This is a genomic window from Pelagibius sp. CAU 1746 (assembly GCF_039839785.1).
Taxonomy (GTDB): Bacteria; Pseudomonadota; Alphaproteobacteria; order Kiloniellales; family Kiloniellaceae; genus Pelagibius.
Genome location: NZ_JBDOQT010000001.1, coordinates 1,022,529 through 1,036,260 on the forward strand (window position 1 = coordinate 1,022,529; position 13,732 = coordinate 1,036,260).

14 protein-coding genes are annotated in these 13,732 nt (G+C 68.1%); all 14 read right to left on the bottom strand.

Features of this window, described 5'->3' with window-relative positions; translation table 11 throughout:
* Position 1: 1 nt before the first annotated feature.
* A complete protein-coding gene (gene gpmI / locus AAFN88_RS04865; protein WP_347518645.1) occupies positions 2 to 1,576 on the bottom strand; it encodes a 2,3-bisphosphoglycerate-independent phosphoglycerate mutase in 1,575 nt (524 codons plus the stop codon).
* 48 nt (positions 1,577 to 1,624) lie between these two features.
* Entirely contained in the window at positions 1,625 to 2,083 is a 459-nt protein-coding gene (gene rlmH, locus AAFN88_RS04870) for a 23S rRNA (pseudouridine(1915)-N(3))-methyltransferase RlmH (protein ID WP_347518646.1), read from the bottom strand.
* Between the two features lie 107 nt (positions 2,084 to 2,190).
* Positions 2,191 to 2,616, bottom strand: a complete 426-nt coding sequence (gene rsfS / locus AAFN88_RS04875) for a ribosome silencing factor (protein ID WP_347521632.1) — start codon at positions 2,614 to 2,616, stop codon at positions 2,191 to 2,193.
* Positions 2,612 to 3,316, bottom strand: a complete 705-nt coding sequence (locus tag AAFN88_RS04880) for a nicotinate-nucleotide adenylyltransferase (protein ID WP_347518648.1) — start codon at positions 3,314 to 3,316, stop codon at positions 2,612 to 2,614. Before AAFN88_RS04880 ends, rsfS begins: the two co-directional genes overlap by 5 nt.
* An 81-nt stretch (positions 3,317 to 3,397) precedes the next feature.
* Positions 3,398 to 4,441 carry a dipeptide ABC transporter ATP-binding protein gene (locus tag AAFN88_RS04885; protein ID WP_347518649.1) on the bottom strand — a complete coding sequence of 348 codons (1,044 nt, stop codon included), beginning with the start codon at positions 4,439 to 4,441 and terminating at the stop codon, positions 3,398 to 3,400.
* Entirely contained in the window at positions 4,438 to 5,439 is a 1,002-nt protein-coding gene (locus tag AAFN88_RS04890; RefSeq protein WP_347518651.1) for an ABC transporter ATP-binding protein, read from the bottom strand. Before AAFN88_RS04890 ends, AAFN88_RS04885 begins: the two co-directional genes overlap by 4 nt.
* 7 nt (positions 5,440 to 5,446) lie before the next feature.
* On the bottom strand, positions 5,447 to 6,361 hold the full coding sequence (locus AAFN88_RS04895) for an ABC transporter permease subunit (protein ID WP_347518653.1): 915 nt from the start codon (positions 6,359 to 6,361) through the stop codon (positions 5,447 to 5,449).
* Positions 6,362 to 6,371: 10 nt separating this feature from the next.
* Positions 6,372 to 7,385, bottom strand: coding sequence for an ABC transporter permease subunit (locus tag AAFN88_RS04900; RefSeq protein WP_347518655.1), 1,014 nt, complete (start codon positions 7,383 to 7,385; stop codon positions 6,372 to 6,374).
* Positions 7,386 to 7,462: 77 nt separating this feature from the next.
* Entirely contained in the window at positions 7,463 to 9,058 is a 1,596-nt protein-coding gene (locus AAFN88_RS04905) for an ABC transporter substrate-binding protein (protein WP_347518657.1), read from the bottom strand.
* A gap of 183 nt (positions 9,059 to 9,241) precedes the next feature.
* Positions 9,242 to 10,525 (bottom strand): glutamate-5-semialdehyde dehydrogenase, encoded by a 1,284-nt coding sequence (locus tag AAFN88_RS04910; RefSeq protein ID WP_347518658.1) that lies wholly within the window; start codon positions 10,523 to 10,525, stop codon positions 9,242 to 9,244.
* Between the two features lie 38 nt (positions 10,526 to 10,563).
* The gene (gene proB, locus AAFN88_RS04915; RefSeq protein WP_347518660.1) at positions 10,564 to 11,700 is read right to left on the bottom strand and encodes a glutamate 5-kinase; all 1,137 of its coding nucleotides are present in this window, start codon (positions 11,698 to 11,700) and stop codon (positions 10,564 to 10,566) included.
* The gene (gene obgE / locus AAFN88_RS04920; RefSeq protein ID WP_347518662.1) at positions 11,697 to 12,749 is read right to left on the bottom strand and encodes a GTPase ObgE; all 1,053 of its coding nucleotides are present in this window, start codon (positions 12,747 to 12,749) and stop codon (positions 11,697 to 11,699) included. The genes proB and obgE overlap by 4 nt, the downstream gene beginning before the upstream one ends.
* Positions 12,746 to 13,327, bottom strand: a complete 582-nt coding sequence (locus AAFN88_RS04925; protein WP_347518664.1) for a GNAT family N-acetyltransferase — start codon at positions 13,325 to 13,327, stop codon at positions 12,746 to 12,748. Before AAFN88_RS04925 ends, obgE begins: the two co-directional genes overlap by 4 nt.
* Positions 13,328 to 13,450: 123 nt before the next feature.
* Positions 13,451 to 13,732, bottom strand: coding sequence for a 50S ribosomal protein L27 (rpmA, locus tag AAFN88_RS04930; protein WP_347518666.1), 282 nt, complete (start codon positions 13,730 to 13,732; stop codon positions 13,451 to 13,453).

Here is a 13,732-nt window from a genome sequence, read left to right on the forward strand (position 1 = left end):
GCTATTCCGCGGCCGCCTCGCCGCGCGCCGCGCCGCGGCCGATGAGGCTGCGGCCGGTCATGGCGCCGGGGCGGGGCAGGCCCATCAGGTCCAGCAGCGTCGGCGCGATGTCGGCCAGCCGCCCGTCGGCGAGGTCGCGGGCGCGCTCCGGCCCGTTGATCAGCAGCAGCGGCACCTTGTTCATGGTGTGGGCGGTATGTGCCTGCCCGGTCGTCTCGTCGCTCATCTGCTCGGCGTTGCCGTGGTCGGCGGTCAGCAGGATGCAGCCGCCGGCCGCGCGCACCGCCTCGGCCAGGCGGCCGACGCAGGTGTCGACGGTGGCGACCGCCTTCATGGCGGCGGCCAGATCGCCGGTATGGCCGACCATGTCGCCGTTGGCGTAGTTCACGACCACCAGGTCGAAGGTGCCGGAGGCGATGGCCTCGACCAGCCTGTCGGTCACTTCCGGCGCCGACATTTCCGGCTTCAGGTCGTAGGTGGCGACGTCGGGGGAGGGCACCAGGATGCGCTCCTCGCCGTCGAAGACCGCCTCGCGCCCGCCGTTGAAGAAGAAGGTGACGTGGGCGTACTTCTCGGTCTCGGCGATGCGCAGCTGTTTCTTGCCGGCCGCGGCGACGATCTCGCCCAGGGTCTGGGTCAGCTCCTCCGGCGGATAGAGGGTGGTGAGGAAGGCGTTCAGTTCCGTCGAATACTCCACCATGCCCAGGGCGCAGGCGAAGGCGGGCCGCCTGCCGGCGTCGAAGCCGTCGAAGCCCGGATCCAGCAGCGCGGCCAGGATCTCGCGGGCGCGGTCGGCGCGGAAGTTGGCCATGAAGAGGCCGTCGCCGTCCTTCATGCCGGCGTAGTCGCCCACAATGGTGGGCAGCACGAACTCGTCGGAGGTGCCGGCGGCGTAGCTCTGCTCGACGGCGGCCAGGGGGCCGGCGGCCCGCTCGCCCTCGGCCTTCACCAGGGCGGCGAAGGCCTTCTCGACCCGCGCCCAGCGCTTGTCGCGGTCCATGGCGTAGTAACGCCCGGAGATGGTGGCGAGGGTCGCCTTGGGGGCCTTCTTCTGAAAGTCCTTCAGATAGTCGAGGGCGCTGCGCGGCGGCGTGTCGCGGCCGTCCAGGAAGGCGTGGACCGCCACCGGCACGCCGGCCTCGGCCAGGGTCTCGGCCAGATAGGCGATCTGGTCCTGGTGGGAGTGCACGCCGCCGGGCGACAGCAGGCCCATGACGTGGGCGGTGCCGCCGGAGGCCTTCAGCTTGGCGATGGCCTCGCTCAGCACGGGGTTCCCGGCGAAGCTGCCGTCGGCGATGGCGGCGTCGATGCGCGGTAGGTCCTGCATCACCACGCGCCCGGCGCCCAGGTTCATATGGCCGACCTCGGAGTTGCCCATCTGGCCGCTGGGCAGCCCGACCTCGCCTTCGGAGGCGTCGACCAGGGCGTGCGGCTCCTCCTGGAACAGGCGGTCCAGGTTCGGCGTCGGCCCCTCGCAGATGGCGTTGTTCTCGCAGCTCTCGCGATGGCCCCAGCCGTCCAGGATGCACAGCACCACGGGGCGCGGCTTGTCGGGATGGGCGTTCGTATCGGTCATGGTGCTAATCTGACGGCTCGGTTGTCTCGGTCAACTCCGGGGGGGCGCTCAGTCCCGGTGGTACGGATGTCCGGCGAGGATGCTCTCGGCGCGGAACAGCTGCTCGGCCAGCAGGCCCCGCACCAACATATGGGGCCAGGTCATGCGGCCCAAGGAAAGAATGACGTCGGCGGCCTGGCGCGTGGCCCGGGAGAGGCCGCCGGCGCCGCCGATCACGAAGGCCAGGTCCTGCACGCCTTCGTCCTGCCAGCGCCCCAGCAGGGCGGCGAAATCGCGGCTGGTCATCTCCTTGCCGCCTTCGTCCAGGGCAATGACCCTGGCACCCTGCGGCAGCGCCGCCAGCAGCAGCTCGCCTTCCTGCTGCTTCAGCGCTTCGGCCGGCAGGGGCCGGCGTTCCTCGACTTCCTTCAGGGTGATGCGCCAGCGCAGCCGCGCGGCGTAGAGCTCGTAAAGCTCCTTCGTGGCGCCGGCCTTGTTCCGGCCGACGGCCGCCAGGGTAATTCGCATCCTTCCCCCCGCACCGCGGGCCGGCGCCTGCACCAGGATTGACCGGGCTCAGGCAGCCCCTCGGGCGCGGCCCGTCTCTCGCTCGCCCGGGTCAGTTGCCTAAGGCGTCAGTTCACCGGTGCGCCCAGCTCCGCTTCGCTGCCGGCCGGCGCCAGGTTCACGCCCCACATCTTCTCCAGATTGTAGAAGTTGCGCACCTCAGGCCGGAACAGGTGGACGATCACGTCACCGCCGTCGATCAGCACCCAGTCGCAACGCTCCAGCCCTTCCGCGGCAACGCCGTGGACGCCTTCGGCTTTCAGCTTCTCGCGCAGATGGTCGGCCATGGCGCCGACCTGCCGGGCCGAGCGGCCGGAGGCGATCACCATGAAATCTGCGATGCTGGATTTGTCGGCGAGTTCGATGACGACGATGTCGTCCGCCTTGTCGTCTTCCAGGGACGACTGAACTACGGAAAGCAGGCGCCGGCTGTGGGCGAGAGCGTCCTGCAGGTCGGCCCGGGGGGCCTTGGTCTCTTGGAGTATGACCCTAATTCTCCTCTTTGTGGTCGCCGGGGGCCAGTCGCCCGCCGGTTACCCCCAAAGAAGACGGGGACAGCGGCGCGCGGGCCCTGATTTCGGTCGCTGACTGGGGATTCAAGCGGCAACGGATGAAAGCCCAAGCCGGCGGCCTCGCCTCCGCCAGGCGCCGCGCCGAGCTGTCTTTCAGCCGGTACCGGGCAAAAGCACGCGCCGCCTTACCTGACAACGCTCTTAAAGAATAGGAGGGGCGGTCGAAAACCGCAACGGGTAGGGTATTAAAGATTTGTGGCCAGTCCTGCCATTTATGAACTTGAATTAAGTTATCGGCGCCCATGAGCCAGACGAAATGGACCCGCGGCAGCAGGTGGGTCAGGGCGCGCAGGGTGTCGGCGGTATAGGCGCTGCCCAGGCGGGTCTCCAGGCCGGTCACCAGGATGCGGCGGTCCCCGGCGGCGGCCCGGGCCCGGGCCAGGCGCTCGGCCAGGGGCGCCATCTCCGCGGGCGATTTCAGGGGGTTCTGCGGCGAGACCAGCCACCACACCCGGTCGAGGCCGAGGCGGGTCAGCGCCTCGCGGGAGATCTCCCGGTGCCCGTCGTGGGCCGGATTGAAGGAGCCGCCGAGCAGGCCGATGCGGGCGCCCGGCGGCGGCAGCTGCCCGGACAACTCGCCGCCAAGCTCCGCCGGGGTCAGGCAGGGGAGCGGCGCGGTCATGGCATTTCGACGTCCGGTTTCATGGCGCCAGGATCAGAAACCAGGCGGCCGCCGGAGACAAGTCCTAAAGAAAAGCGAGGCTTAGGCGGAGGGCTGGGCCGGGAGTTCGGGCTCCAGACGGCCTTCCTCCACCGCGTGGCAGGCCACCGTCGTGCCGCCGGTTGCCAGCAGGGACGGGCGCTCTGTGCGGCAGCGTTCGTTGGCATAGGGGCAGCGCGGGTTGAAGGCGCAGCCGCCTGGCGGGTTCAGCGGCGAGGGCAACTCGCCGGACAGCTTGATGCGCTGGCGTCTCTGGGAGGGGTCGGCCTTGGGCGTGGCCGACAGCAGGGCGCGGGTGTAAGGGTGCTGCGGATTGGCGAAGACGGCGTCGCGCGGCCCCTGTTCCACCGGACGGCCCAGGTACATGACGATGACCTCGTCGGCGATGTGGCGCACTACCGAGAGGTCGTGGGAGATGAAGAGGTAGGCCAGGTCGAACTCTTCCTGCAGGTCGGCCAGCAGGTTCAGCACCTGCGCCTGGATCGACACGTCCAAGGCCGAGACCGGCTCGTCCAGCACCACGATGTCCGGGTTCAACATCAGCGCGCGGGCGATGGCGATGCGCTGGCGCTGGCCGCCGGAGAACATGTGCGGGTAGCGCTCGTAGTGCTCGGGGCGCAGGCCGACGCGCGCCATCATGGCTTCCGCCGCCGCGCGGCGCTCGGCCGCCGACATCTTCCTGTTGATGAGCAGCGGCTCCTCCAGGATGGTGCCGATCTTCTGGCGCGGGTTCAGCGAGCCGTAGGGGTCCTGGAAGACGATCTGCACGGACTGGCGCAGCTTGCGCTGTTCCTCGCCCTTGGCCTGGGTGACGTTGGCGTCGCCGAGGAACAGGTGGCCCGCCGTCGGCCGCTCGATCAGGGTGACGAGACGCGCCAGGGTCGACTTGCCGCAGCCGGATTCGCCGACCACCGCCAGGGTCTTGCCGGCGGTCAGCGAGAAGCCGACGCCGTCCAGCGCCTTCAGGGTCGCCCCGCCGGAGAAGATCCCGCCGCCGACCTTGTAGTGGCGGGCCAGGTCGCGGGCCTCGAGCACCCGGCGTCCGGTCGGGCGTCCTGTGGGGCGTTTCGTCTGGGGGGCGCTCATGCGTCTTCTCCCTGGCGTTGGGGATGTTCCCCCGGATGCCCCTGGGGCACGCCGTGGCTCAGCGGGTAGTGGCACAGCGCGCCGCCGTTGATGGCCGGCGCCTCCTGGCGGCAGCGATCCGTCGCGAAGCCGCAGCGCGGATTGAAGAGGCAGCCGCCGGGCCGGTCGAGCTGGCCCGGCACCACGCCGGGGATCGACGGCAGGCGCTTGGAGGTGGCGCGCTCCGGCAGGGCGGCCAGCAGGGCGGCCGTGTAGGGATGATGCGGATCGTTGAAGAGGCCCTCGACCGACTGCTTTTCGACCTGCTGGCCGGCGTACTGCACGGTGACACGCTGGGCGGTCTCGGCGACCACGCCCATGTCGTGGGTGATCAACACCAGGGCCATGTCGCGTTCGCGCTGCAGCTCGATCAGCAGCTCCAGGATCTGCGCCTGGATGGTGACGTCCAGGGCCGTGGTCGGCTCGTCGGCGATCAGCAGGCGCGGGTTGCAGGCGATGGCGATGGCGATCATGACGCGCTGGTTCATCCCGCCGGACATCTGGTGGGGGAAGGCGGAAAGCCGCGTCTCCGGTGCCGGGATGCCGACCAGCTCCAGCAGTTCGATAGCCCGGCGCCGGTGCTCGGCGCGCGACCCGCCCATATGAGTCTTCAGCGATTCGGTGATCTGGAAGCCGATGGTGAAGCAGGGGTTCAGCGAGGTCATCGGCTCCTGGAAGATCATCGCCATGTCCTTGCCGATGATCTGGCGCCGCTCCTTGGGCGGCATGGTCAGGAGGTCGCGGCCGTCGAAGGCCAGGCGGTCGGCGGTCACCTTGGCGGTCCAGGGCAGCAGGCCCATGAGCGCCAGCATGGAGACCGACTTGCCCGAGCCGGACTCGCCGACGATGGCGACCAGTTCGCCCTTGGCGATGTCCAGGTCGACGGAATCGACGGCGCGGAACAGGCCGTGGGCGGTCTGGAAGTCGACCGAGAGATTGCGGATCTCGAGCAGGCTCATGCCAACCTCACGAACGCTTCATCTTCGGGTCCAGCGCGTCGCGCAGCCCGTCCCCGAAGAGGTTGATGGCGAGAACGGTGATGAGGATGGCGAGGCCCGGGAAGGTCACCACCCACCAGGCGCGGGTGATGAATTCGCGGGCGTCGGCCAGCATGGCGCCCCATTCCGGGGTCGGCGGCTGGGCGCCTTGACCCAGGAAGCCGAGGGCGGCGGCGTCGAGGATCGCGGTGGAGAAGCTGAGGGTCGCCTGCACGATGAGCGGCGCCATGCAGTTGGGCAGCACGGTGACGAACATCAGGCGCGGCAGGCGCGCCCCGGCGACCCTGGCCGAGGTCACGTAGTCGCGGGTGCTCTCGGAGATCACCGAGGCGCGGGTCAGGCGCACGAAGTGGGGCAGCACCACGACAGCGACGGCGATCATGGCGTTGGTCAGGCTGGGACCCAGCAGGGTGACCAGCACCAGGGCCAGCAGGATCGACGGGAAAGCGAGGATGATGTCCATTGCCCGTGCGATGAGGACTTCCGTGGTGCCCCGGAAGAAGCCGGCGATAAGGCCCAGTGTAATACCGGCGCTGAAGGCGATGGCGATAACGATGGACCCGACGTAAAGGGAATAGCGGGCACCGTGAATGAGGCGTGAGAGGATATCTCTGCCGACCGCATCGGTGCCGAGGATGAACTCCCAGGAACCTCCCTCCATCCACACCGGGGGTACGAGAAAGTGACCACGGTATTGATGGATTGGCGAATGCGGCGCCACAACGTCGGCGAAGACGGCGAGCAGGATCAGCACCACCACAACGGCCAGTCCGGCGACGGCGCCGTTGTTCTCCGAGAAGTAATGCCAGAACTCGCGCAGGCGCTCTGCGCGGATGTTGCGCCGTGCGCCGGACGCCTGAACGGAGGGGTCTTGAGCCGTCATGTTCTTCCCCCTAGCGCCGGTGCCGGATACGCGGGTTGATGAGTCCGTAGAGCAGTTCCACGGCGATGTTCACGATCATTACGATGGCCGCGATCAACAGCAGGCCGCCTTGCACCGAAGGGTAGTCGCGCCGCGAGATGGAATCGACCATCCACTTGCCGATGCCCGGCCAGGCGAAGATGGTCTCGGTCAGGATGGCGCCCGCCAGCAGCACGCCGACGGAAAGGCCGATCACCGTGATGACCGGGATGAGCGCATTGCGCAGCGCGTGCAGGCCGATGACCCGCCAGGGCGCCAGACCCTTGGCGCGCGCCGTGCGCACGTAGTCCTCGCCCAGAACTTCCAGCATGGCCGAGCGGGTCTGGCGTGCGAAGACTGCCAAGGGGATGGTGCCCAGCGCGATGGTCGGCAGGATCAGGTGGCTGAGCGCCGACCGGAAGGCGCCCTTTTCACCGGACAGCAGGCTGTCGATCAGCATGAAGCCGGTGGGCTGGTCGAAGAAGTAGAGAATGTCGATGCGTCCCGACACCGGCGTCCACGATAAGGGCGGCGTAGAGAACAGGATGATGAGGATCAGCGCCCACCAGAAGATCGGCATGGAATAGCCCGTCAGCGCGACGCCCATCAGGGTGTGGTCGAACCAGGAACCCCGCTTCACCGCGGCGATGATACCGGCGGGCAGGCCGATGACGGTGGCGAAGATGATGGCGCAGAAGGACAGCTCCAGCGTCGCCGGAAAGAGGGTGAAGAACTCCTGCAGCACCGGCTGCTTGGTGACCAGGGATTTGCCGAGGTCACCCTGGAAGATGTCAGCAACATAGAGGAGATACTGCTGCCAGATCGGCTTGTCGAAACCGAGCTGGGTCATCAGTTCGGCGTGGCGCTCGGGCGTCACGCCGCGCTCGCCGGCCAGCAGCGTCACCGGATCGCCGGGCAACAGCCGGATGAAGGCGAAGGACAGCACGGTGATGCCGAAGAAGGTCGGAATCAGCTGCGCGAGTTTGGTGACGAGAAGGCGGAGCATGAAATCCTGGTCTGGTGCCGATGCGCGAACGGGAGGAGCTTTTGGCTCCTCCCGTTCGGCTTACTTCTACGCTCGGATTACTCTTCGATGTCGACGCCGTAGAAGACGTGACCGCCGAAGGGGTCGATCTTGAAGTTCTTCACTTCCTTGCGGATCGGCTTGAAGACGACCGAGTGCGCAATGGTCGCCCAAGGGGCCTGCTCCTTGAACACGATCTGGGCCTGCTTGTAGAGATCCGTCCGCTTGTCGTTGTCGCTCACGGTCTTGGCCTTCTGGATCAGATCCTCGAAGGGCTTGTGGCACCACTGGGCGCGGTTGGAGCCGCCGACGCCGTCACAGCCCAGCAGCACGGCCAGGAAGTTGTCGGGATCGCCGTTGTCGCCGGTCCAGCCCAGCAGCACCGCGCCGTCGCGGTCCTTGCTCTTGGAGCGCTCCAGGTACTCACCCCACTCGTAGCTGACGATCTCCGCCTCGACGCCGATGGCGGCCCAGTCGGCCTGGATCAGTTCAGCCATGCGGCGGGCATTGGGGTTGTAGGGACGCTGCACCGGCATCGCCCAGATCTTGGTCTTCAGGTTGGTGACGCCGGCTTCTTTCAACAGCGCCTTGGCGGTGTCCGGATTGTAGGCGTCGTCGACCGTGGCCTCGTTGTAGGACCAGATGGTCGGCGGAATCGGGTTCTTGGCGATTTTACCCGCACCCTGGAAGACGCCGTCGATGATGGCCTGTTTGTTGATGGCCAGGTTGAGAGCCTTGCGCACCGCCGGGTTGTCGAAGGGCGGCTTCAACGCGTTGTAGGCCAGGTAGCCGACGTTCAGGCCTTCCTGCTGCAACAGGTTGACATCCGGATCCGCCTTCATGGCCTCGATGTCAGCCGGGTTCGGGTAGGGCATCACATGGCACTCACCGGCCTTCAGCTTCTGGTAGCGCACGCTGGCGTCCGGCGTGATGGCGAAGATCAGATTGTCGATGTCCGCCTTGCCGCGCCAGTAGTCCGGGTGCGCCTTGTAGCGGATCACCGCGTCCTTCTGGTAAGCGACGAGCTGGAAGGGACCGGTGCCGACCGGCTCCAGGTCGACCTTCTCCGGCGTGCCGGCGTCCATCATCTTGTCGGCGTACTCGGCCGAGAGGATGGAGGCGAAGTCCATCGCCAGGTTGGCGATCATCGGCGCTTCGGGGCGGTTGAGCACGAACTTCACGGTGTAGTCGTCGACCTTGACGATGTCCTTGATCAGGTCGGGCATCGACATGCCGTTGAAGTACTCGTAAGCGCCGCCGGACACACCGTGGTAGGGATGGTTCTTGTCCCACTGGCGGGCGAAGGAATAGACCACGTCGTCGGCGTTGAAGTCGCGCGACGGGGTGAAGGCCTTGGTGGTCTGCCACTTCACGCCCTTGCGCAGGTGGAAGGTGTACTCCAGGCCGTCGTCGGAGACGTCCCAGGACTCGGCCAAGCCCGGCTCGATGTTGGTGGTGCCGGTGGTGAACTCGACCAGCTTGTTGAACACCTGGCGCGAGGAGGCGTCGAAGGTGGTGCCGGCGGTGTACAGCGAGGGGTTGAAACCCTCCGGGCTGCCTTCCGAGCAGAAGACCAGGGTCTTCGCCTCGGCGGCGGCGGTCACGCTGGCGGCCAGAATCAGGCCGAGCGCGGTCGTGCTAAGCGTTTTGTTCATTAAATAGTCTCCCTGCAGTAGCCGAATTTGACGTGCTGTCTTGACTTCGGCATGGGCGCAATATCGCGCCTTCTCCAAATTGGCAAGCTAAATAGGCCACAGAAGATATGTCAACGTACAAACCCCTCCGTCGCTTCCGGCGGCCGGGTTTAAGGTGTCGCCGGACGGTGCCGGTGTCCCGGGTTAGGGCCGGATCTGGCCCTGGCCCTGCACCTTATACTTGTAGCTGGTCAACTGCTCCGCGCCCACCGGGCCGCGCGCGTGCATCTTTCCGGTGGAGATGCCGATCTCGGCCCCCATGCCGAATTCGCCGCCGTCGGCGAACTGGGTCGAGGCATTGTGCATCACGATACCGGCGTCCACCTCGTTCATGAAGCGGGCCGCGGCGGCGGCGTCCCCGGTGACGATGGCCTCGGTGTGGTGGGAGCCGTGGGCATTGACGTGGGCGATGGCCTCGTCCAGTCCGGAGACCACCTTCACCGCGATGATCGGCGCCAGGTACTCGGTGTCCCAGTCCTCGGGCGTCGCCGCCTCGGCTTCCGGCATGACCCGGCGCACCACCGCGTCGCCGCGGATGGCGCAGTCGGCCTGATGCAGCGCTTGCAGCAGCTTGGGCAGCAGGGTGTCGGCCAGGGCCGCGTCGATCAGCAGGGTCTCGGTCGCCCCGCAGATGCCGGTGCGCCGCATCTTGGCGTTGACCACGACGCTCAAGGCCATCTCCGGATCGGCGGCGCTGTGTACATAGGTATGGACCATGCCGTCCAGGTGGCTGAACACGGGGATGCGGCTTTCGCGCTGGATGCGTTCGATCAGGCCCCGGCCGCCGCGCGGCACGATGACGTCCACGTCGTCGCTCATGGTCAGCAGGATGCCGACGGCGGCGCGGTCGGTGGTGGGGATGCGCTGGATGGCGGCCTCGGGCAGGCCGGCTTCCTTCAGCCCGGCCTGCAGGCAGTCCAGGATGGCGCCGGAGGAATGGAAACTCTCGGAGCCGCCGCGCAGGATGGCGGCGTTGCCGGATTTCAGGCACAGCGCGCCGGCGTCGGCGGTCACGTTGGGCCGGCTTTCGTAGATGATGCCGATGACGCCCAGCGGCACCGAGACGCGGGCGATCTTCAGGCCGTTGGGGCGCTCCCACTCGGCCAGCACGCGGCCCACGGGGTCGGGCAGCTCGGCCACCTCCTCGACGCCCTTGGCCATGGCCTCGATGCGCTCGGGCGTCAGTTCCAGGCGGTCCAGCAGGGCCGGGGTCAGGCCTTTGGTGCGCGCGGCGGCCATATCCTTGGCATTGGCGGCGGCGATCCTGTCGGCCCCGGCGCGGATCGCCGCGGCGGCGGCCTTCAGGGCGCGGGTCTTGGTCTCCGGGTCGGCCAGGGCCAGCCTGGCGGCGGCGTCGCGGGCCGCCCCGCCGAGCGCCGTCATGGTGCTCTGGAGGTCTTCCTGCTTGAGGGCCGCTTCGGCGGGCATGGCTCGGTTCTCCCGTTTAAGGCAATAACTTCAGGCTGTTAGGATACCACCAAGTCGTCGCGGTGGATCAGCTCTTCCCGGCCACGGTAGCCGAGAATGGCTTCGATTTCACGGCTCTTGTGGCCCAGGATGCGGCGTGCGTCGGCGGCGGAATAGGCGGCCAGGCCGCGCGCCACCTCCTGCCCCGCGGGGTCGCAGACCAGCACCGCGTCGCCGCGTTCGAAGCGGCCCTCCACGGCGGTGACCCCGGCGGGCAGCAGCGACTTGCCGCTTTTCAGCGCCTTCAGGGCGCCGGCGTCGACGACCAGCCTGCCGCTGGGCTTCAGGCTGCCGGCGATCCAGCGCTTGCGTGCCGTGCGCGGCTCCACCGAGGCCAGGAACCAGGTGCAGCGCGCGCCCTCGTCGACGGCCTTCAAGGGATGCAGGCGCCGCCCGTCGGCGATCGCCATGCGGCAGCCGGCGCCGGTGGCGATCTTGCCCGCGGTCAGCTTGGTGACCATGCCGCCGGAGGAATAGCCGGTCGGCGCGACCCCGGCCATGGCCTCGATCTCCGGCGTGATCTCGGCGACCTCGGGGATGAAGGCCGCCTCCGGGCTCTGCCGTGGATCGGCGCTGTACAGCCCGTCGATGTCGGAGAGCAGCACCAGGCTGTCGCAGCCCAGCATGGCGGCGACGCGGGCGGCCAGGCGGTCGTTGTCGCCGACCCGGATCTCCGTGGTGGCGACGGTGTCGTTCTCGTTGATGACCGGCAGGGTGCCGAGGCGCAGCAGGGTGTTGAGGGTGGAGCGGGCGTTGAGGTGGCGGCGCCGCTCCTCGGTGTCCTCCAGGGTCAGCAGGATCTGCGCCACCGTGATGTCGTGGCGGGCCAGGGACTCCTGGTAGGCGTGGGCCAGGCGGATCTGCCCGGTGGCCGCCGCCGCCTGCTTTTCCTCCAGGCGCGGCGCCTTGTGGGTCAGGCCCAGGTGGCGCCGCCCCACGGCGATGGCGCCGGAGGAGACCAGCAGCACCTCGCAGCCGCGCTTCATCAGCGCCGCCACGTCGTCGGCCAGCGCGTCCAGCCACGGACGGCGGATCTGGCCGTCGTCGTCGACCAGCAGGGCCGAGCCGATCTTCACCACCAGGCGGCGCGCCTCGGCAAGGGCGGGGTGATGGCCCTGGTCGGGCAGGCTGGTCATGGCCGGAAGCCTTCTTCCGCGGGCTCGTCTTCCGCGCGTTTCAGCCGCTCCGCCTCGATGTGGGTCAGGAGCTTCGCCAGGACCGCGTCGACGCCCTCGCCCGAGACTCCGGAGAGGCACAGCACCTCGGTGCCGCCCCCATGTTCCTTGGACGCCTTCTCCAGCGCCGCCTGCTTTTCGGCGCGTTCCTCTTCGTCCAGGGCGTCGACCTTGTTGAGGCCGATGACCTCGGTCTTCTCCTCCAGGCCGCCGCCGTAGGCCGCCAGTTCCTCGCGGATGGTGCGGTAGGCCGCGACCACGTCCTCCTGGGTGCCGTCGATCAGATGCAGCAGCACGCCGCAGCGCTCGATATGGCCCAGGAAGCGGTCGCCCAGGCCGCTGCCCTCGTGAGCGCCTTCGATGAGGCCGGGGATGTCGGCGACGATGAACTCGCTCTCGCCGATCCGCACCACGCCCAGGTTGGGGTGCAGGGTGGTGAAGGGGTAGTCGCCGATCTTGGGCTTGGCGCGGGAGACCACGGACAGGAAGGTCGACTTGCCGGCATTGGGCAGGCCGACGAGGCCCGCATCGGCGATCAGTTTCAGGCGCAGCCAGACCCACATTTCCTCGCCCGGCCAGCCGGGGTCGGCGCGGCGCGGCGCCTGGTTGGTGGAAGACTTGAAGCGGGTGTTGCCGAAGCCGCCGTCGCCGCCCCTCAGGAAGACCAGGCGCTGGCCCGTCTCTGTCAGGTCGGCCAGCACCGTCTCCTTGTCCTCGCTCATCACCTGGGTGCCGGCGGGCACCTTGATAACCAGTTCCTTGCCGGCGGCGCCGGTCATGTTCTTTCCCTTGCCGCCCTCGCCGCGCGGCGCCTTGAAGTGCTGGCGGTAGCGGAAGTCGATGAGGGTGTTGAGGCTGTCCACCGCCTCGAAGACGATGTCGCCGCCGCGTCCGCCGTCGCCGCCGTCGGGACCGCCGAACTCGACGTACTTCTCGCGGCGGAAGGACATACAGCCGTTGCCGCCGTCGCCGCTCTTGAGGAATATCTTGGCTTCGTCGAGGAACTTCACGACCCTGGCTCCGGGTTCCCGCCGGCCGCGGCTCGGCGTGCTTTCTCCCAGGTCTCGCGGGTCAGCAGGAAGCGGTTGGAGTCGACGAAGTCCTGGCGCGCCTCGCTCCACTGCCGGGCGATGCCGTTGGCGGCAAAGCCGGTTTTCTCCAGCACCCGGCCGGAGGCGGGATTGTCGGCGAAGTGGCCGGACTGCAAGGCCTCGGCCCCCAACTTCTCGAAGCCGAGGACGACCAGGGCCTTGGCCGCCTCGGTGGCGAGGCCGCGGCCCCAATGGTCGGGCGCCAGCACGTAGCCGATCTCCCAGTTGCCCTTCTCCAGGAAGCGCAGCGAGGCGGCGCCGATGGGCTGGTCGTTCGCCCCCTTCAGGACCAGGCAGAAGGTGTGTTCCTGGCCGCTGTCGCGCTGGCTCTGGTGGCCGGCGATCCATTCCGCCGCCGCGCCCGGCGGATAGGGGTGGGGGATACGCGAGGTCATGCGCGCCACTTCCCAGAGGCCGACATAGCCCTGGACGGCCTCGGCGTCTTCGGCCTCGAAGGGCCGCAGGATCAGGTGTTCGGTGTCCAGTCGGACGGTCATCTCAAAAGTACTTTCCTGCCGAGCCCAAGGAGAAGAGGGCAAAGAAAAAGGGAGATGGCGACCCATCTCCCTCCTTCGTCTCGGCTGCTAGCAGATGGGCGCCCGGTGGGGCCCACCGGCGTTTTATTCAGCGGCGTTCGGCGACGGCTGCCCAGCGGCATCGACGGACACATAGGTCCGGCCGCCGCGCTTGGTCTCGAACGTCACCGCGCCTTCGATCTTGGCGAAGATGGTGTGGTCCTTGCCCAGGCCCACGTTGCGGCCCGGATGGAACTTGGTGCCGCGCTGGCGCACCAGGATGTTGCCGGGCACCACGGCCTCGCCACCGAACTTCTTGACGCCGAGGCGGCGTCCGGCGGAATCGCGTCCGTTGCGTGAACTGCCGCCAGCCTTTTTATGTGCCAT

Excerpts from the sequence above, each read along its gene's own strand:
- rlmH (WP_347518646.1), bottom strand. The coding sequence starts at position 2,083 with ATGCGAATTACCCTGGCGGCCGTCGGCCGGAACAAGGCCGGCGCCACG.
- AAFN88_RS04895 (WP_347518653.1), bottom strand. The coding sequence starts at position 6,361 with ATGACGGCTCAAGACCCCTCCGTTCAGGCGTCCGGCGCACGGCGCAAC.
- rpmA (WP_347518666.1), bottom strand. The coding sequence starts at position 13,732 with ATGGCACATAAAAAGGCTGGCGGCAGTTCACGCAACGGACGCGATTCC.
- AAFN88_RS04925 (WP_347518664.1), bottom strand. The coding sequence starts at position 13,327 with ATGACCGTCCGACTGGACACCGAACACCTGATCCTGCGGCCCTTCGAG.
- AAFN88_RS04900 (WP_347518655.1), bottom strand. The coding sequence starts at position 7,385 with ATGCTCCGCCTTCTCGTCACCAAACTCGCGCAGCTGATTCCGACCTTC.
- AAFN88_RS04890 (WP_347518651.1), bottom strand. The coding sequence starts at position 5,439 with ATGAGCCTGCTCGAGATCCGCAATCTCTCGGTCGACTTCCAGACCGCC.
- gpmI (WP_347518645.1), bottom strand. The coding sequence starts at position 1,576 with ATGACCGATACGAACGCCCATCCCGACAAGCCGCGCCCCGTGGTGCTG.
- proB (WP_347518660.1), bottom strand. The coding sequence starts at position 11,700 with ATGACCAGCCTGCCCGACCAGGGCCATCACCCCGCCCTTGCCGAGGCG.
- AAFN88_RS04885 (WP_347518649.1), bottom strand. The coding sequence starts at position 4,441 with ATGAGCGCCCCCCAGACGAAACGCCCCACAGGACGCCCGACCGGACGC.
- AAFN88_RS04905 (WP_347518657.1), bottom strand. The coding sequence starts at position 9,058 with ATGAACAAAACGCTTAGCACGACCGCGCTCGGCCTGATTCTGGCCGCC.
- AAFN88_RS04880 (WP_347518648.1), bottom strand. The coding sequence starts at position 3,316 with ATGACCGCGCCGCTCCCCTGCCTGACCCCGGCGGAGCTTGGCGGCGAG.
- AAFN88_RS04910 (WP_347518658.1), bottom strand. The coding sequence starts at position 10,525 with ATGCCCGCCGAAGCGGCCCTCAAGCAGGAAGACCTCCAGAGCACCATG.